At 67.4% G+C, this 17306-nt stretch carries 19 protein-coding genes; 9 read left to right on the top strand and 10 right to left on the bottom strand.

Features of this window, described 5'->3' with window-relative positions; genetic code table 11:
* Positions 1–30 precede the first annotated feature (30 nt).
* Complete coding sequence (locus ACXAGF_RS05200) at positions 31–444, bottom strand: hypothetical protein (RefSeq protein ID WP_475015003.1); 414 nt, start codon at positions 442–444, stop codon at positions 31–33.
* Positions 445–597: 153 nt separating this feature from the next.
* Here ACXAGF_RS05200 and ACXAGF_RS05195 point away from each other — a divergent pair, with 153 nt between their 5' ends.
* On the top strand, positions 598–1257 hold the full coding sequence (locus ACXAGF_RS05195) for a glutathione S-transferase family protein (RefSeq protein ID WP_475015002.1): 660 nt from the start codon (positions 598–600) through the stop codon (positions 1255–1257).
* Here ACXAGF_RS05195 and ACXAGF_RS05190 read toward each other — a convergent pair.
* Positions 1217–2158, bottom strand: coding sequence for a LysR substrate-binding domain-containing protein (locus ACXAGF_RS05190; protein ID WP_475015001.1), 942 nt, complete (start codon positions 2156–2158; stop codon positions 1217–1219). The two genes, ACXAGF_RS05195 and ACXAGF_RS05190, sit on opposite strands and share 41 nt — an antisense overlap.
* Before the next feature lie 127 nt (positions 2159–2285).
* On the opposite strand from ACXAGF_RS05190, the gene ACXAGF_RS05185 reads away from it, so the two are divergent.
* Positions 2286–2492 carry a hypothetical protein gene (locus ACXAGF_RS05185; protein ID WP_475014999.1) on the top strand — a complete coding sequence of 69 codons (207 nt, stop codon included), beginning with the start codon at positions 2286–2288 and terminating at the stop codon, positions 2490–2492.
* Positions 2493–2550: 58 nt separating this feature from the next.
* Complete coding sequence (locus ACXAGF_RS05180) at positions 2551–2919, top strand: MmcQ/YjbR family DNA-binding protein (protein WP_475014998.1); 369 nt, start codon at positions 2551–2553, stop codon at positions 2917–2919.
* A gap of 26 nt (positions 2920–2945) precedes the next feature.
* On the opposite strand, the gene ACXAGF_RS05175 is transcribed toward ACXAGF_RS05180, so the two are convergent.
* Together ACXAGF_RS05175 and ACXAGF_RS05170 are read right to left on the bottom strand one after the other, a co-directional pair.
* Complete coding sequence (locus ACXAGF_RS05175) at positions 2946–3566, bottom strand: glutathione S-transferase family protein (RefSeq protein WP_475014997.1); 621 nt, start codon at positions 3564–3566, stop codon at positions 2946–2948.
* Positions 3567–3664: 98 nt separating this feature from the next.
* Positions 3665–4054, bottom strand: coding sequence for a VOC family protein (locus ACXAGF_RS05170; RefSeq protein WP_475014995.1), 390 nt, complete (start codon positions 4052–4054; stop codon positions 3665–3667).
* Between the two features lie 312 nt (positions 4055–4366).
* Between ACXAGF_RS05170 and ACXAGF_RS05165 the strand changes: the two genes are divergently transcribed.
* The gene (locus tag ACXAGF_RS05165) at positions 4367–4990 is read left to right on the top strand and encodes a hypothetical protein (protein ID WP_475014994.1); all 624 of its coding nucleotides are present in this window, start codon (positions 4367–4369) and stop codon (positions 4988–4990) included.
* Between the two features lie 63 nt (positions 4991–5053).
* Here the strand turns inward: ACXAGF_RS05165 and ACXAGF_RS05160 are convergent, their stop codons facing one another.
* The 5 genes from ACXAGF_RS05160 to ACXAGF_RS05140 all read right to left on the bottom strand — a co-directional run bounded on the left by ACXAGF_RS05160 (position 5054) and on the right by ACXAGF_RS05140 (position 10786).
* Complete coding sequence (locus ACXAGF_RS05160) at positions 5054–6061, bottom strand: asparaginase (RefSeq protein ID WP_475014992.1); 1008 nt, start codon at positions 6059–6061, stop codon at positions 5054–5056.
* Positions 6062–6152: 91 nt separating this feature from the next.
* Positions 6153–7154 carry an NAD(P)H-quinone oxidoreductase gene (locus ACXAGF_RS05155; protein WP_475014990.1) on the bottom strand — a complete coding sequence of 334 codons (1002 nt, stop codon included), beginning with the start codon at positions 7152–7154 and terminating at the stop codon, positions 6153–6155.
* A gap of 558 nt (positions 7155–7712) precedes the next feature.
* A complete protein-coding gene (locus ACXAGF_RS05150) occupies positions 7713–9515 on the bottom strand; it encodes an EAL domain-containing protein (protein ID WP_475014988.1) in 1803 nt (600 codons plus the stop codon).
* 144 nt (positions 9516–9659) lie between these two features.
* Positions 9660–10046: a fluoride efflux transporter CrcB gene (crcB, locus tag ACXAGF_RS05145; protein ID WP_475014987.1), complete on the bottom strand. Its 387-nt coding sequence runs from the start codon at positions 10044–10046 to the stop codon at positions 9660–9662.
* A 188-nt stretch (positions 10047–10234) separates the two neighbouring features.
* Positions 10235–10786 carry an HdeD family acid-resistance protein gene (locus tag ACXAGF_RS05140; RefSeq protein ID WP_475014986.1) on the bottom strand — a complete coding sequence of 184 codons (552 nt, stop codon included), beginning with the start codon at positions 10784–10786 and terminating at the stop codon, positions 10235–10237.
* 162 nt (positions 10787–10948) lie between these two features.
* Here ACXAGF_RS05140 and betI point away from each other — a divergent pair, with 162 nt between their 5' ends.
* The 5 genes from betI to ACXAGF_RS05115 all read left to right on the top strand — a co-directional run bounded on the left by betI (position 10949) and on the right by ACXAGF_RS05115 (position 16790).
* Positions 10949–11623 carry a transcriptional regulator BetI gene (betI, locus tag ACXAGF_RS05135; RefSeq protein WP_475014985.1) on the top strand — a complete coding sequence of 225 codons (675 nt, stop codon included), beginning with the start codon at positions 10949–10951 and terminating at the stop codon, positions 11621–11623.
* A 40-nt stretch (positions 11624–11663) separates the two neighbouring features.
* Positions 11664–13196, top strand: coding sequence for a choline-sulfatase (gene betC / locus ACXAGF_RS05130; protein WP_475014984.1), 1533 nt, complete (start codon positions 11664–11666; stop codon positions 13194–13196).
* Position 13197: 1 nt separating this feature from the next.
* On the top strand, positions 13198–14661 hold the full coding sequence (gene betB, locus ACXAGF_RS05125) for a betaine-aldehyde dehydrogenase (RefSeq protein ID WP_475014983.1): 1464 nt from the start codon (positions 13198–13200) through the stop codon (positions 14659–14661).
* Between the two features lie 77 nt (positions 14662–14738).
* A complete protein-coding gene (betA, locus tag ACXAGF_RS05120) occupies positions 14739–16391 on the top strand; it encodes a choline dehydrogenase (RefSeq protein ID WP_475014982.1) in 1653 nt (550 codons plus the stop codon).
* Positions 16392–16487: 96 nt separating this feature from the next.
* A complete protein-coding gene (locus ACXAGF_RS05115) occupies positions 16488–16790 on the top strand; it encodes a hypothetical protein (RefSeq protein ID WP_475014981.1) in 303 nt (100 codons plus the stop codon).
* A 33-nt stretch (positions 16791–16823) separates the two neighbouring features.
* Here the strand turns inward: ACXAGF_RS05115 and ACXAGF_RS05110 are convergent, their stop codons facing one another.
* The gene (locus ACXAGF_RS05110; RefSeq protein WP_475014980.1) at positions 16824–17297 is read right to left on the bottom strand and encodes a DUF6644 family protein; all 474 of its coding nucleotides are present in this window, start codon (positions 17295–17297) and stop codon (positions 16824–16826) included.
* Positions 17298–17306 lie beyond the last annotated feature (9 nt).

The following is a 17306-nucleotide window of genomic DNA, read 5'->3' as shown; positions in this document are numbered from 1 at the left end:
AGACCGCGCGCACCAGGGCGCGACGGTGGCTCAGGCTCGGATCGACGGAACAGGGGGCGCGGTCGGCGGCGCCCCGGGCTGGTAGCGATGGCGACGGATGACCGCCTCGATCATCGGGCGGTCGCCGACGATGCGGAAGGCGAAGACGCGGCCGTCAAGATCGACCGGCGCCGGCAGGATGGCGGCCGCGCCGATGCGGCAGGCCTCGCAATGGCCGCCGACGCCCGACTTCGTCTTGCCGTGCTCGACGCCGCCGTCGAGGCAGAGGTCGGCGATGGTGCCGTCCGGCAGCGTGATCGCCGCCAGTTCGGCCGGCGACAGCCGCGCGGAAAGGACCGGCTTGTGGGCGAAGGCGAGCGCGACCAGCGCGAGCATGCACAGCATGCGCACCAGCCCCGACACCCTGTTGCCCGTCAGCTTCATCGTCGCCTCGCGATCCGCCATGGCGCGGATCATGCCGCCTTAACGCCAAGCCGAACGACGGTCAATGCGGCATTGTGGGTCCGGCATCACGACAATTCATCGGTAGATCACACACGAAGGCTTCTTCCCTCCGGCTCGCCCGCCTATGGTATCGCGCATCAGGGAGAACCGCACATGCTCACGATCTATGGGGTCTATCGCTCGCGCGCCTCGCGCAACTACTGGATGGCCGGGGAGCTCGACCTGCCCTTCGTCTCCGTTCCCGTGCTCCAGGCCCGCCGCCTCGAGAACCCGACGGCGCCGGACGCGCCGCTGAACACCCAGTCAGCCGAATTCCTGAAGGTCAATCCGACCGGGCTCATTCCCTGCATCGACGACGGCGGCTTCGTCATGAACGAGTCGCTGGCGATCAACCTCTACCTCGCCCGCAAGCACGGCGGCCCCCTGTCGGGGCAAACGCTGACGGAGGAGGCGGAGATGCTGCAGTGGACGATGTGGGCGGCGACCGAGGTCGAGCCGCATGCGGTGAAGATCATCCTGACCCTCGACGACAACGCCGCCGGGAGCGAACAGGGCCGGCTGACCATTCGTGCCGCGACCAAGGCGCTGAAGAAGGCCTTTGCCCTGCTCGACCGGCGGCTGGCGGCAACCGGACACGTCGTCGGCGCCCGCTTCACCGTGGCCGACCTGAACCTGGCGGAGGTATTCCGCTACACCATGAGCGAGGACGAACTGTTCGACGCCGCGCCCAACGTCAAGAGCTGGCTCGCCGCCTGCCAGGCGCGCCCGGCCTTCAAGGCGATGTACGAGACGCGCCTGAAGGAGCCGGCATAGGCGTCGCGGCGCCGTCACCGATCGTGTCGGCGATCGCCTGCGTCATCCAGGCCTTGAACAGCCGGACCTTGCGCGGCTCGCGCACGTCGGGGTCGGTGACGAAGTAATAGCCGGTGCCGGTCCGCACCCGGATGTCCAGCGGCGCCACCAGCCGCTCCTCCTTCACCGCCCAGGCGGCCAGGATCGGCCAGGCCAGCATCACCCCCTGCCCCGCCAGCGCCGCGTCGAGACAGAGCGAGGCGTCGCTGAAGACGTGCCGCGTCTTCGGCGCCGGCTGAGCGAGCCCGGCCGCCTTCAGCCAGACATCCCAGGTGAACTGGTCATTGGCATCAACGAGCGCCGGCATGTCGACGAGATCGGCCGGCGTGCGCAGCCGCTCCGCCAGCTCCGGCGTGCAGACGGGAAACATCTCCTGCGGCAGCACGAATTCCGCCCTCACCCCGGGCCAGTTGCCCGGGCCGATGCGGATGGCGAGGTCGACGTCGGAGCCGGACAGGTCGGTCAGCGCCGTCGTCGATTCGATCCTGAGACTGATCTCGGGATGGGCGGCGCTGAAATGGTGGATATGGTGAATCAGCCAGCGCGAGGCGAAGATCGGCGCCACCGAGATGACGAGAACCGCGTTGTCCCGCTCGCGGGCGCTGCCGACGGCCTCGGACAGCGCGTGGAAGCCGGCGTTGAGCTTGCGCAGGAAGGGCACGCCAAAGGCGGTGGCCACCATGCCGCGTGGCGTGCGTTCGAACACCGCCCGCCCGAGCTGGCCCTCGGCCCGGATGACCTGCTGGCTGACCGCGCCGACCGTCACGCCCAACTCCTCGGCAGCCGCCTGCAAGGACCCCAGCCGGCCGACCGCCTCGATCGCTCGCAGTCCGTTGAGGTGGATGCTGCTCAGGTTCTTCATATAGATTATCTATATCACGCACCTGAAATCCTCAATTGAATTCGACGGCGCCACGCCTCATTCTGCAGATCATAGAGCTCCCAGGCTTGACCCAGAACGCGAAAATGGCATGTGAATGGAGACGGCGATGTTCAAGTTTTTCTTCAGAAAGACGCATCGGTCCGCGGCCGCCGATCGAGGTGCCGACTACAGCGTGGAGGCGTGGACCGGCGATCTGCTGGCCCATCCCGACATCGAGGCGATGGACGAGCGCCAGCGCGCCGACCTGCCCTTTCCGGGCTATGCGGCGGCGCGTGACGGCGGCAAGCCGGCCCTGCCCTGCTGCGAGACCTGAGCGCTCGTCCCGGGCGCGAGGGGGCGCTATCATGGCTCCGCACGGAGGAGCCGCCGCCATGGCCGACAGCGACAAGATGGCACTCGAGGCCCGGCTCAGGCGGCTGGCGGACGGCCTTCCCGGAGTGGAGACGGGCACGTCCTATGGCGCCATGGCGCTGAAGGTGGCCGGGCGGCTGATCGCCCGCGCCAAGGATGCCGAGACGGTCATGCTGCCGATGCCGCTGGACGAGAAGGAACACGCCATCGAACTGGCGCCCGAGATCTATTTCGAGACGCCGCACTATCGCGGCTGGGCCGCGGTGTTGGTGCGCGCCAGCGCCATCGGCGACGAGGAACTGCGCCTGCGGCTGACCGAGGCATGGCGCAGGCGGGCGCCGGCGAAGCTGCGCCGGGCGGCGCGACCAGCCGAGCCGCCGGGCCAATAGGCCAGCGCAGCGCGCCGGCTTGCTCGTCAGGCGCTTTCGCGCGCGAGCGCGCGCCGGACGGCCGGCCGCTCGCGCATGCGGGCGTGATGGTCGGCAACGCGCGGAAAACGCTGCACGTCGATGCCGTGACCGTCCAGCCAGGTGCCGATGGTGAAGAGGTAGGGGTCGGCGACCGAATAGCCGCCGCCCATCACCCAGGGCCCCTCGAGCATCCCCTCCTCGATCAGGCGGAAGCATTCGGCCATGTTCTCCGGCACCTTCGCCTTCATCGTCTCGATCGCGGCCGCATCGTCCGACCAGCGCGCGCCGCGGCGGGCATGGGCGTGGGCGACGTGGACGGTGGAGCAGAGGTAGGAATTGAACGACTGCATCCGCGCGAACTGGAAGTGGTCGTCGAGCGGCGCCAGGCGTCCACCGGGCGTGACCTGGGCGATGTAGGCGAGGACCGCCGGCGTCTCGGTCAGGACGCCGCGTTCGGTGACGAGCGTGGGCACGCGCCCCTTGGGGTTGATCGCCAAGAATTCGGGCGTGCGCTGCTCGTTGTTTGCAAAATCGAGCTTCTTCACATCGAAGTCGAGTCCGCTTTCCTCCAGTGCGATGAGCGAGGCGAGCGCGCAGGTGCGCGGCGCGAAGTGCAATGTCAGCATGGTCTCCTCCGAAAATTTGTCTGAGACCAGTCTGCCAGCAGCGTCGCCGCGCCGCAATCGGCGGTGGCCGACGATCGGGCGCGGATCAACCGGCCGCGTCAGCCCTGCGCCATGTGCATCATCTCCCAGACATGGCCGTTGATGTCCTGGAAGCTGCAGCCGTACATCGGGCCAAACTCGATGTTGGGCTGCCACTCGCGCGCGCCGGCGGCCAGCGCCCTCGCCTTGAACGCGTCGACCTCGGCGCGGCTTTCGGCCGACAGGCAGGTCAGCACCTGGGTGTCCTTCTCCGGGTCGCCGACCTTTCCGGTGACGAACTGCTGGAAGCGCGCCTCGACCATGAGCATGACGAAGATGACGTCGGAAACGACCATGCAGGCCGTCTGCTCGTCGCTGAACTGCTCGTTGAAGGCGAAGCCGAGCGCGCCGAAGAAACGGCGCGTGGCCGACAGGTCCTTGACCGGCAGGTTGACGAAAATCATGCGCATGCGAGGCCTCCTTTGCCGCTTCTTCAGGGACGCGCCACCTGGCCCGCGTCCGCCGCATGGCCCAAGGACGGCCGCGACACCCTTGTCCCGACAGCCGGCACCATTTTTTGTGGCGGTACCCCGCGCGCCGTTCCGGTCCTTGTCAGGCCGCGACGGTCGGCAGCTTCTTCCGACAGGAATGAAGGCCGTTCCGTCGACGCGCCGCCGCGCCGTCCGGGTGGAGGGATTTTATTCCATCACATCATTTCGATTTTACGCCGGCTGCAACGCCCGATAGTCTTCGGACCGAACAACATCCCAGGGAGAGAAGCAATGAAACGCCAGCTTGCAGTGGTCGCAGTCGCCTTGGTATTTGCCGGGGCGGCCCATGCGCAGGACACCAGCATGAGCTTCTTCGTCACCAGCGCCAATCCCGGCAAGGGCGGCGACCTTGGCGGTCTTGAGGGCGCGGACGCCTACTGCACGACGCTGGCGACGGCGGCCGGCGCGACCGGCAAGACCTGGAAGGCGTACCTGTCCACCGACGCCGAGAACGCCCGCGACCGGATCGGCAACGGACCCTGGTACAACGCCAAGGGCGAGAAGATCGCCGACGACGTCGCCTCGCTGCACGGCGACGGCAACAACCTGACCAAGCAGACGGCCCTCAACGAGAAGGGCGAGGTCATCAACGGCCGCGGCGACACCCCCAACCGCCACGACATCCTGACCGGCTCGATGGCCGACGGCACGGCAGCGCCGGAGACCTGCGGCAACTGGACGATGGGCGGCGCGGACGGGGCGGCGATCGTCGGCCACAGCGACCGCATGGGCCTGAACGACTCGGCCGAGGCAAAGTCGTGGAACTCGTCGCACCCGACGCGCGGCGGCTGCACGATCGACGCCTTCAAGGGTACGGGCGGCGAAGGCCTGTTCTACTGCTTCGCCGCCAACTAGCGCCGACACCAGGCCCGGGGCGGTTCTGCCGCCCCGCCGGCACGTTCCCGCGGACGGCGGGCGTTACGCGGCCAGCGCGTCGGTCACCCGGACGTCGCCGACATGGATGCCGTTCCAGTTGTGCATGGCGTGATTGGCAAGCGCCATCAGCGAGGCCTTGAGTTCGGGCGTTTCGCCGGCGAAGCCGGCGAGCGTCGCGGCGACCATGGCCTCGGCGGCGCGGGTGGTTCCGTCCTCGCACTTCAGCGCAATCGCGATTCCCCTGTCCGGCACGGCGGCGCAGTAGACCCCCTCGGCGCCGACCTTTGCGAAGATCCGGCCGGGCGCGAGCTGCATCAGCCGGGTGCAGAAGCGGTTGCTGCCGGCGACGTAGAACGGTTCCGCCATGCAGGCGTCGAGCAGCCGCCGGGCGGCGCGGGCGCGGACCGGCGCGAGGCCGGCGCCGGTCGCCATCCTGGCAAAACCGTGCGCCATCGCCGTCAGCGAGGCGGCATAGGTCGGGATCGAGCAGCCGTCGGTGCCGCAATTGTCGTGCGCCAGCACCGCGCCGGTCAGGCTCTCCATCACGCCGCGGATCTCCGCCTGGATCGGATGGTCGTAGCCGACATAGCCCTTCGGGTCGACGCCGGCGTGGCAGGCGGCGCAGATGAAACCGGCATGCTTGCCCGAGCAGTTGTTGTGCAGCGCGGTCGGCTGGTCGAGACTGCGCGCCTGGCCGATCAGGATCGGCTGGTAGAAGCTCCAATGGGCGCCGCATTCGAGCACGGACGGCTGCTGCCCGGCCGCAGCCAGCATGCCGGCCGCAAGAGCGGCGTGTTCCGGCTCGCCGCTGTGCGAGGCACAGGCGAGCGCCAGTTCCTTCGCACCGAAGCCATAGGCGTCGGCCGCACCGCTTTCCACCAGCGGCAGCGCCTGCATCGCCTTGCAGGCCGAGCGCGGGAAAACCGGCGCCTCGACGTCGCCCAGCGAGAAGGCGACCTTGCCGTCGCCGTCGACCACGGCGACCATGCCGCGGTGGCGGCTTTCGACGCGATTTCCGCGCGTCACTTCGACAAGAACGGGGTTTTCCATGCTGCACGCCTCCGAATCCGTATTCCGGCTGCCGTCTTAGCCGAAAACCGGGGCCGTGACATCCGTCAAGATGGGCGCCGCTGCGGCGCCCTCACTCGAAGGTCATGATGATCTTGCCAATGTGGTCGCCCTGCTCCAGCAGGCGATGGGCGTGGACGACGTCGGTATGGGGCAACACCGCCTGGATCACCGGCGCGACGCGGCCGGCATCCAGCAATGGCCAGACCCGCTCGCGCAGCTCGTCGCGGATGGCCTGCTTTTCCGCGTTCGTCCGCGGCCGCATGGCCGAGCCCATGATCCGCAGCCGCTTCAGCAGGATCGGCGCAAGGCTGACCTTTTCGGCAAAGGTACCGCCGAGGAAGGCGATGATCGCCAGCCGCCCGTCGATCGCGAGCGATTTGAGGTTGCGCTCGAAGTAGGCTGCTCCGACCATGTCGAGGATGACGTCGACGCCGGCCCTGCCGGTCTCCGCGGCAATGACTGCGCAAAAATCCTCGCTGCGGTAGTTGATCGCCCGGTGCGCGCCGAGCCCGACGCAGGCCTCGCATTTCTCGGCCGAGCCGGCCGTGGCATAGACCGTTGCGCCGAAGGCGGCGGCAAGCTGGATCGCCGTCGTGCCGATGCCGCTGGTGCCGCCGTGCACCAGCACCGACTCGCCGGCCTTGAGCCCGGCCATCATGAAGAGGTTGGCCCAGACGGTGAAGACGGTCTCCGGCAGAGCGGCCGCCTTGACCGCGTCATAGCCGCGCGGGAACGGCAGGGCCTGGCTCGCCGGCACCGCGCAGTACTGGGCGTAGCCGCCGCCATTGGCGAGCGCGCAGACATGGTCGCCGAGCTTGAACTCCGCCACGTCCGCGGCGAGCGCGACCACCTCGCCGGCGATCTCGAGCCCGAGAACCGGGCTCGCGCCGGGCGGCGGCGGGTAGTCACCCTTGCGCTGCATGATGTCGGGCCGGTTGATGCCGGCGGCGGCGACGCGGACAAGAATTTCGCCCGGCCGCAGCTGCGGCAGCGCGCCCTGCATCACCGCGAGCTTTTCGGGTCCACCGTATTCGCCGATCCCGACATAGGCCATGGTTTCTGGAAGTGGCATCGCGTCTCCTCCCGGCGGTGGCCTGCGGCCGGTGTCCAAGATAGCGGATATCGCCTGCGGGCATCAGGCCGGCCGCCCGGCCGAACATTAATTTTTCGTCATATAGGGCACGGCACAACCTGCTGCAACCCATTGAAATGGCGATATTTCATGGGCTTGCCGAATTACCAAAGCTTAATTTGAACTGCGGCCCCAACCGGCCTAGTTTCACGCCCAGACCGGGATGTCCCGGGGCCAACGGTCGCGACGCGACGCCTTCCGGACGGGCCACGGCCGGACCTGGAAGCCGGATGCCCCACTGGAGCCCGACGGCCGGCCCGCGCGCGGCTGAGCCCCGTCAGATGCGGTCCGATGGCCGGCGTCTTCGGTCTCCTCGCGCGAGAACGAACGTGAAGTTTCCCAGTCTTGAGCGGCCTGCCCCGAAAAAACAAGGGCCGCTCAGGATAGGCCGAGCCGGTTGATGTGTGTGTACAGGCCGCTCGGCCGAAAGAGGGCGGGTCCGGCGCCGGGCTCGCCCTCCCCCGTTTCCGGCCGGTGCGGCCGGCGCGGGTGTTGCCCTCAGGCGGCGCTGCGGATGCTTTCCCTGCACATCACGATGCCGCGCGCACTCGACTTGGCCGCCCCCTTCAGCATTGCGATCCGGGCGCTGATCTGCTGCGGGTCGGCAAAGAGCTCGCCCGCCGGCACGCGCAGCACCACCGCCGAGCAGCGCAGCAGCGGGAAGTCGCGAGCATTGCCGTCGCGATCATGGCCGCGGATGACGCCCGCACGCAGGTCCTCGGACGCATAGAGGTTGCGCGCCTCGGCGGCGAATTCCTTGACCAGCAGTTCCAGCAGCGCGTTCAGCGTGGCCTCGTCACGGCCGCAGACGCCGGCAAAGAAATCGTCGCCGCCGAGATGGCCGACGAACGTGTCCGAGCCGACGAAATGGCGGCGCAGCAGCGAGGCGAAGAGCAGGATCGCGCGGTCCCCCGTCTGGAAGCCGTAGTGATCGTTGAACGGCTTGAAGTTGTCGAAGTCGAAATAGCAGAAATAGCGCACCTGGCCGCCGTCCAGCGCCCGCTCCTGCAGGTACTCGTGGATCGACCGGTTGCCCGGCAGCCCGGTCAGCGGGTTCTGGTCCTCGGCCGTCTTCAGCTGCTTCTCGCTGATGATCTTGAGCAAGGACGAGGCGCTGAGGATGCCGGCGTAGCGCATGTTCTCGGTCAGGATCACGCATTCGTTGCCGCCCATGTCGGCAAAGATGCTGAGAAGCTGCTCGGCCGGGGTCTCGAGGTCGGCCACCGGCGCCATGATCGCGAAATGCGCAAGGCTCTTCTGGTACAGCTTGTTCTTCAGAAGATCGCGCCCGAACGGGTGATAGATCAGTTCCTTGACATGATATTCGTGCAGGATGCCGCGCGGTTCGTCGTTGGCGTTCAGCACCGGGAAGAACGTGCGCTTGGGGTCCTTGCGGAACAGCTCGAACACCGATTCCAGGCTGGCGTTCTCGCGCACGGCCGGGAGGCGCTCGATCTGGCGGCGGATCAGCATCTTGTCGAGCGAATGCAGGCTGCTGCGACGGGCCGCGGCACGCGCAACGGCCGGATAGAACGGGCGCAGGGCGGACATGTCGGTTTGCGGACGGGCGACGTACCAGCCCTGGACCAGGTCGCAGCCGGCATCGCGGCAGGCGATGAACTCGGCTTCCGTCTCCACGCCCTCGGCGATAACGCGGATGCCGAGCACATGGGCGGCGCTGACCATGTTGCGCACCAGATGCCGCTTGCGCGCGTCCGCGTCGATGCCGGTGACGAAGTGGCGGTCGATCTTCAGATAATCGACCGGGTGGTCGCACAGCACCTTCATGCCGCTGTGGCCGATGCCGAAGTCGTCGATGGCGAGCTTGAACCCCTCGAGCCGCAGCCGGCGGACGAGGGAGCCGAACTCCGGAGCCAGGGTGCTGTCGAAGCGCTCGGAAATCTCGAAGCAGATCGAGGACGCGGGGATGCCCGCCCGCTTGAGATGGCTGGTGAGGCGCTCCACCGTGTCATGCGCCTCTGCCGTCAGGCGGGAATCAAGATTGATGAACAGGGTCCGGCTGGAAAAGTCGGGCAGCGCGGCGAAGGCGGCAAGCGCCCGGGAATTGACCATGTGTTCGAGCGAGAGCAACTGTCCGGCCGCAAAGGCCCGGTCGAGCAGTTCCAGTGGCGAGGCGACCCCGAGCCGGTCGAAGCCGCGCATCAGCGACTCGTAGCCGAACACCGCCCCGGAAACGCATTCCACGATCGGCTGGAAGGCCGTCTCGATGACCAGCTTGGCAAGCGTGACGATCTCATCGTCGCCAAGACGGGTAAGGGCGAGCATTTCGGCGGCGGACATCGGGCTGGCTCCGGAGGGCGTGCTTTTTGCCCGCGACTCTTCGCCGCCGACCCTGAAGAAATCGTTTCGCCAGTGTGACGTTTTGATGAACTTAAGTTACGACAAGGGCTTACATCAGAAACTTGTCAGATAGCCGCCGACGTTTCAGGGCAGGCTCTCCCAGGCAAGCCGGGCCAGCGCCAGCCCGGCGACGACCGATGAAAGCGACAGCACGACGCTGCCCAGCACATAGGCGAGCGCCAGGCCGAGGTTCCCGCGTTCCCACAGCACCGTGGCGTCGAGCGCGAAGGCGGAGAAGGTGGTGAAGCCGCCGAGGACGCCCGTCGTCAGCAACAGGCGCAATTCCTGCGGCAGGTGCCCGCGAAAGGCGAAGAAGCCCGCCAGCAGCCCCATCGCCAGGCAGCCGAGCACGTTGACGGCCAACGTGCCGAGCGGAAAGCCGTTGCCGGCGAGCCGCGCCGCCAGAACGTTGACACCGTGCCGGCCGGCCCCGCCGATCCCGGCCCCGATGAAGACGATCAGATAGTACATGCGTTACCCCTCCGCGGCGTGGCGACAACGGCGCCCGTGAGCCGCCGCAGCCGCACCTGCCCCTTCACGGCCATCCGATGCGCCACAGGCGGGAGATCTTGCCCGATCGAGAGTTGTCGGGGCCCAGCCCACGCGCCTCCCTATCGCGGCGGCGGCGGCGCTGTCAAACGCCGCCATCGCCGGCTTGGTCAGGCCCTGCGCAGGGCAAATCCGAAGGCGATCAATGCCCAGCCCTGCATCGCCAGATCGAAGGCGAGGAACAGGCCGAGCAGCCACAGACTGTTCACCGGCCAGCCGATCAAAAAGACAATGCCGGCCAGCGCGGTGACGAGGCCACCGGCGAGCAGCCAGCCCCAGCCGCTCTCGTGGCGGGAATCGAAGGCCACCCAGACGCGGAACAGACCCGAGACGAGCAGCGCCGCCGCCATGAACAGCGTTAGCACGGCCGAGGTCAGGATCGGATTGACGAAGGCAAGCACGCCGGCGGCGATGTAGAGCAGTGCACTCAGCACCCAGTAGATCGTGTCCTTCCATGCCTTCACCTGGAAGGCATGGGCCAGATAGACCGCGCCGCCGACGATCATCAGCATGCCGACGTAGTAGACCGACGCCACCGTGGCCCAGAACAGGTTGGCCGCCGCGATGAAGCCGAAGATCAAGAGCGCGGCCCCGAGGGCGACGAACCAGCCCCACTTGGCACGCACCTCGGACAGATGAGGAATTCCCGATTGAACCGCCATGACAACCCCCAACAGTTGGAACGACACGCCACAATCCTAGCACGATATCGGAAGTTGTCATGGGCGACCGGAAAGGGCGACCGGACAGGTGCGACCGGAAGCGATTTTTTTGTTGATTGGTCAGTCAATTAAAAATAAGTTCCATCAGCAAGGAGGCGGCGGATGCCCAAGGTCGGAATGGAGCCGGTGCGCCGGAAGGCGCTTGTCGACGCGACGCTGAAAGCGGTCGGCGACCACGGCTCGCTGGCCGTTACCATGTCTGAAATCGCCCGGCATGCGGGCGTCTCTCCCGCCCTTGCCCACCACTATTTCGGCTCGAAGGAGCAATTGCTGCTCGCGACAATCCAGAGTCTTCTCCAGCAGTTGCGCGAGGATGTGGTGAAAGCGATTCAATCCGTTGACGCACCGCGCGAGAAGCTGTCGGCGGTCATCCGCGTCAGCTTCCAGGCCGACCAGTTCGCGCCGGAGACGATCGCCGCCTGGTTGGCCTTCTATGCCGAGGCGCAGCGTTCGGAGGACACCCGGCGGATGCTCGTGCTCTATGCCCGCCGGCTGCGGTCGAACCTGGTGTCGAACCTCAAGGCGCTCTGCCCGGCGCCGGACGCGATCCGCATCGCCGAGGGCGCGGCCGCCATGATCGACGGCCTCTACATCCGCCAGGGGCTGCGGGCCGCGCCGATCAGCGCCGAGGCGTCTATCGCGCTGACGGAGGACTACCTGAACGCGCAACTGCGGGCGGTCGACGCCGTTGGCAAAGCGGCCGGCGCGATCGCCGCTGTCGCAGGATCACCCCCGCCCGCCGCTGCGCGGCGACCTCGCCCGGCAAGGGGGCGCTAGATTGCCCGCAGTAACCGTTATCGCCGAGGAACCGCACTCCGTGACCCGCCAGAAGCCGAACATCCTCATCATCATGGTCGACCAGCTCAACGGGAAGCTGTTTCCCGACGGGCCGGCCGACTTCCTGCACGCGCCGCACCTGAAGGCCCTGGCCGCGCGCTCGGCGCGGTTCCGCAACAACTACACCTCCTCGCCGCTCTGCGCGCCGGCCCGCGCCTCGTTCATGGCCGGGCAGCTGCCGAGCCGCACGCGCGTCTACGACAATGCCGCGGAATACGTCTCCTCGATCCCGACCTATGCCCATCACCTGCGTCGCAGCGGCTACTACACCGCCCTGTCCGGCAAGATGCACTTCGTCGGCCCCGACCAGTTGCACGGCTTCGAGGAGCGGCTGACGACCGACATCTATCCGGCCGATTTCGGCTGGACCCCGGACTACCGCAAGCCCGGCGAGCGCATCGACTGGTGGTATCACAACATGGGTTCGGTGACCGGCGCGGGCGTCGCCGAGATCACCAACCAGATGGAATACGACGACGAGGTCGCCTTCCTCGCCAACCAGAAGCTCTACCAGCTGTCGCGGGAGAACGACGACAGCGGCCGGCGGCCCTTCTGCCTGACGGTGTCCTTCACCCACCCCCACGACCCCTACGTGGCGCGGCGCAGGTTCTGGGACCTGTACGAGACCTGCGAGCAGCTCGAGCCGGAAGTCGGGCTGCTGGAGAGGCAGGATCCGCATTCCGAACGGATCCTGCACTCCTGCGACTATGCCAGCTTCGACATCACCGCCGATAACGTGCGCCGCTCGCGCCGGGCCTACTTCGCCAACATCAGCTATCTCGACGAGAAGGTCGGCGAACTGGTCGACACGCTGACGCGCACTCGGATGCTCGACGACACCGTCATCCTCTTCTGCTCCGACCACGGCGACATGCTGGGCGAGCGCGGATTGTGGTTCAAGATGAACTTCTTCGAGGGGTCGGCGCGCGTGCCGCTGATGATCGCCGGCCCCGGCATCGCCCCCGGCCTGCACCTCACCCCGACCTCGAACCTCGACGTCACCCCGACGCTGGCCGAGCTCGCCGGCATCTCGATGGACGAGGTGATGCCCTGGACCGACGGCGAAAGCCTGGTGCCGATGACGAAGGGTGTCGAGCGCACTACGCCGGTGCTGATGGAATATGCGGCGGAAGCCTCCTATGCGCCGCTCGTCGGCATCCGCGAGGGCAGGTGGAAATACGTCTACTGCGCGCTCGACCCCGAGCAGCTGTTCGACCTGCAAAGCGATCCGCTGGAACTGACCAACCTCGCCGCCGGCCCGACCGATCCGGCAATCAGGGCGACGCTCGAGGCGTTCCGGCAGATGCGCGAGGCGCGCTGGGACATGGAAGCCTTCGACGCCGCCGTGCGCGAGAGCCAGGCGCGGCGCTGGGTCGTCTACGAGGCGCTCCGGAACGGCGCCTACTATCCCTGGGACCACCAGCCGCTGCAGAAGGCTTCCGAGCGCTACATGCGGAACCATATGAACCTCGACAACCTCGAGGAATCCAAACGCTACCCGCGAGGAGAATAAGATGAGAGCCCAACCCAAAGCCTCGCACTTCATCGACGGCGCCTATGTCGAGGACACCGCCGGCGCGCCGTTCGAGAGCGTCTACCCGGCGACCGGCGAAGTGATCGCAAGGCTGCACGCGGCGACGCCGGCGATCGTCGAAAAGGCGATCGCAGCCGCCAAGCGCGCCCAGCCGGAATGGGCGGCGATGAGCCCGACGGCGCGCGGCCGGATCCTCAGGCGCGCCGCCGAGATCATGCGCGAGCGAAACCGCGAACTGTCGGAACTGGAGACGCTCGACACCGGCAAGCCGATCCAGGAAACGATCGTCGCCGACCCGACCTCGGGCGCGGACAGCTTCGAGTTCTTCGGCGGCGTCATCGCCGCCGCCCTCAATGGCGACTACATCCCGCTCGGCGGCGATTTCGCCTATACCAAGCGGGTGCCGCTCGGCGTCTGCGTCGGCATCGGCGCCTGGAACTACCCACAGCAGATCGCCTGCTGGAAGGGCGCACCGGCGCTCGCCGCCGGTAACGCCATGGTGTTCAAGCCGTCCGAAAACACCCCGCTCGGCGCACTCAAGATCGCCGAGATCCTGATCGAGGCCGGCCTGCCGAAGGGCCTCTACAACGTCATCCAGGGCGACCGCGCCACCGGCCCGCTGCTGGTCAACCACCCCGACGTCACCAAGGTGTCGCTGACCGGTTCGGTGCCCACCGGCAAGAAGGTGGCCGGTGCGGCCGCCGCCGAGCTGAAGCACGTGACGATGGAACTCGGCGGCAAGTCGCCGCTGATCGTGTTCGACGACGCCGACCTCGAAAGCGCCATCGGCGGGGCGATGCTCGGAAACTTCTATTCGACCGGCCAGGTGTGCTCGAACGGCACCCGCGTGTTCGTGCACACGGCCGTCAAGGAACGGTTCCTGTCGCGACTGAAGGAACGGACGGAGGCGATCGTGATCGGCGAACCGCTGGAGGAGGCGACCCAGCTCGGGCCGATGGTTTCCAAGGCGCAGCGCGACAAGGTGATGGACTATATCGGCAAGGGCAAGGCGGAGGGCGCCAGGCTCGTCACCGGCGGCGGCATCCCGAACCACGTGCCCGGCGAGGGCTTCTACATCCAGCCGACCGTCTTTGCCGACGTGACGGACGGCATGACCATCGCGCGCGAGGAGATCTTCGGGCCGGTGATGTGCGTGCTCGACTTCGACGACGAGGCCGAGGTGGTCGCCCGCGCCAACGCCACCGAATTCGGGCTCTCGGCCGGCGTCTTCACCGCCGACATCAGCCGCGCCCACCGCGTCGCCGACCGGCTCGAGGCCGGCACGCTGTGGATCAACGCCTACAACCTCGCCCCCGTCGAGATCCCCTTCGGCGGCTCCAAGCAGTCCGGCTTCGGCCGCGAGAACTCGCTTGCCGCGCTCGAGCACTACAGCGAGCTGAAGACCGTCTATGTCGGCATGGGCAAGGTCGACGCGCCGTATTGAGACGAAACGGAACCGCCGCGTGGCCGTGAGGCACGGCCACGGCGGGTGGCACGAACCGCAACCGCCAGGAAACAGCAATGCAGCAGGCTGACTTCATCATCATAGGCTCCGGTTCGGCCGGCTCCGCCCTTGCCTACCGGCTCTCCGAGGACGGTTCGAACACCGTCATGGTGCTGGAATATGGCGGGTCCGACATCGGCCCGTTCATCCAGATGCCGGCCGCACTGGCCTGGCCGATGAGCATGAAGCGCTACAACTGGGGCTATCTGTCCGAGCCGGAACCGAACCTGAACAATCGCAGGATAACGGCGCCGCGTGGAAAAGTGATCGGCGGCTCGTCGTCGATCAACGGTCTCGTCTATGTGCGCGGCCACGCCGAGGACTTCAACCGCTGGGAGGAGCTTGGCGCGCGCGGCTGGTCCTATGCGGACGTGCTGCCCTACTACAAGCGCATGGAACACAGCCATGGCGGCGAGGACGGCTGGCGCGGCACCGACGGACCGCTGCACGTGCAGCGCGGGCCGGTGAAGAACCCGCTGTTCCACGCCTTCATCGAGGCCGGAAAGCAGGCCGGGTTCGAGCTGACGCAGGACTACAACGGCTCGAAGCAGGAAGGCTTCGGGCTGATGGAGCAGACCGTCTGGCAGGGCCGCCGCTGGTCGGCGGCGAACGCCTACCTGAGGCCGGCGCTGAAGCGGCAGAATGTCGAGCTGGTGCGCTGCTTCGCCCGCAGGATCGTGATCGAGAACGGCCGCGCCGTCGGCGTCGAGATCGAGCGGGGCGGCAAGATCGAGGTGGTGCGCGCCAATCGCGAGGTGATCGTCTCGGCCTCCTCGTTCAACTCTCCGAAACTGCTGATGCTGTCCGGCATCGGCCCGGGAGAGCACCTGAAGGACATGGGGATCGAGGTGAAGGTCGACCGGCCGGGCGTCGGCGCCAACCTGCAGGACCACATGGAGTTCTACTTCCAGCAGATCTCGACCAAGCCGGTCTCGCTCTATTCCTGGCTGCCATGGTTCTGGCAGGGGGTCGCGGGCGCGCAGTGGCTGTTCTTCAAGAAGGGGCTCGGCATCTCCAACCAGTTCGAGGCCTGCGCCTTCCTCCGTTCCGCTCCGGGCGTCAAGCAGCCCGACATCCAGTACCACTTCCTGCCGGTTGCGATCTCCTATGACGGCAAGGCGGCGGCCAACACCCACGGCTTCCAGGTGCATGTCGGCTACAACCTGTCGAAGTCGCGCGGCAACGTCACGCTTCGGTCGAACGACCCGATGGCCGATCCGGTCATCCGCTTCAACTATATGAGCCATCCGGAGGACTGGGAGAAGTTCCGTCACTGCGTGCGCCTGACGCGCGAGATCTTCGGCCAGGCGGCGTTCGACCGGTTCCGCGGGCCGGAGATCCAGCCGGGCGAGTCCGTGCAGAGCGACGAGGCGATCGATGCCTTCCTGCGCGAGCACCTGGAAAGCGCCTACCACCCGTGCGGCACCTGCCGGATGGGCGACCGCGACGACCCGATGGCGGTGGTCGACCCCGAGACGCGGGTGATCGGAGTCGATGGCTTGCGGGTGGCGGATTCGTCGATCTTCCCGCATGTGACCTACGGCAACCTCAACGCGCCGTCGATCATGACCGGCGAGAAGGCGGCCGACCATATCCTCGGGCGGCAGCCCCTGCCCCGTTCCAACCAGGAACCGTGGATCAACCCGCGCTGGGAGACCAGCGACCGGTAGGGTCGGCCCGCATTGACGCCGGGGACCGTCGCCCCTTCGCCGACCGTCGTGCATTATGTTATGATGCATACATTACGGTCGATGGACGGTGAGCACATGGCAATGGGCAGGCCCGACTACGAGCGACCTGGGCGCTATGTCCGGGTTACACGTCTGCACATCCGGCGGAGCGACGAGATCGCGGTCGTGCTGGTGCGCGGCGAGCGCGGCCCGGTGGCGATCGTGGAAGAACCGACGCTGATGCTGGGGCGGATGCTGCGACCGGTCGCCAGCGCGCTATCGCTCGCCTGGCATGTGGCCCGGCATGACGACCGGCGCCGCCGGGTCGTGGTCATCGACGAGGACGGGCTCTGGAGAAGCGAATGGGGCGAACTCCTGCCTTACCGGGGCCGGACCTGACGCCGGGGCTGGGTGGCTGCGCGGTAGCGCTGCTCAGGCGACAAAGCCGATCCAGCGGCCGGAAACCAGCGCCGCCGGCCACACCAGCAGCGACAGGGCGGCCTGAAGGCGCAGGAGCGGCGAGACGCCGCCGCCGTGCAGGGCGACCTTCCATCCCCGGCTCCAGCGGATCGCCATTGCGTTTGCCGCGCCCACGCCGACCAGCACGAGCTTTGTCAGGAAGGCCGGGTTTGCCGCATACTCGAGCGGACGGACGCTGAACAGCACCGCGCCTGTCGTCACGGCGAGCAGCACGCCGACCGCCGCGCTACGGGACAGGTAGGAGGCCAACACCGACAGCGGATAGCCGCGAAACAGGCCGAGCAGCCGAAGGTCCAGCGGAAGGATGGCGCCGACGATGAGGCCGATCGACAGGATGTGCGCGGCATTGACGAACAGGTAGAGCGTTCCCGACCGCTTCAGCGCCTCGGCCAGCGGCGTCTGCGACAGCCATTGCAGCCACTCCATCGCCGGTCC

This window comes from Mycoplana sp. ABR4_002, from assembly GCF_056159645.1.
Note: the sequence above shows the minus strand (reverse complement) of the source record. Positions and strands in the feature narration are given on the sequence as shown.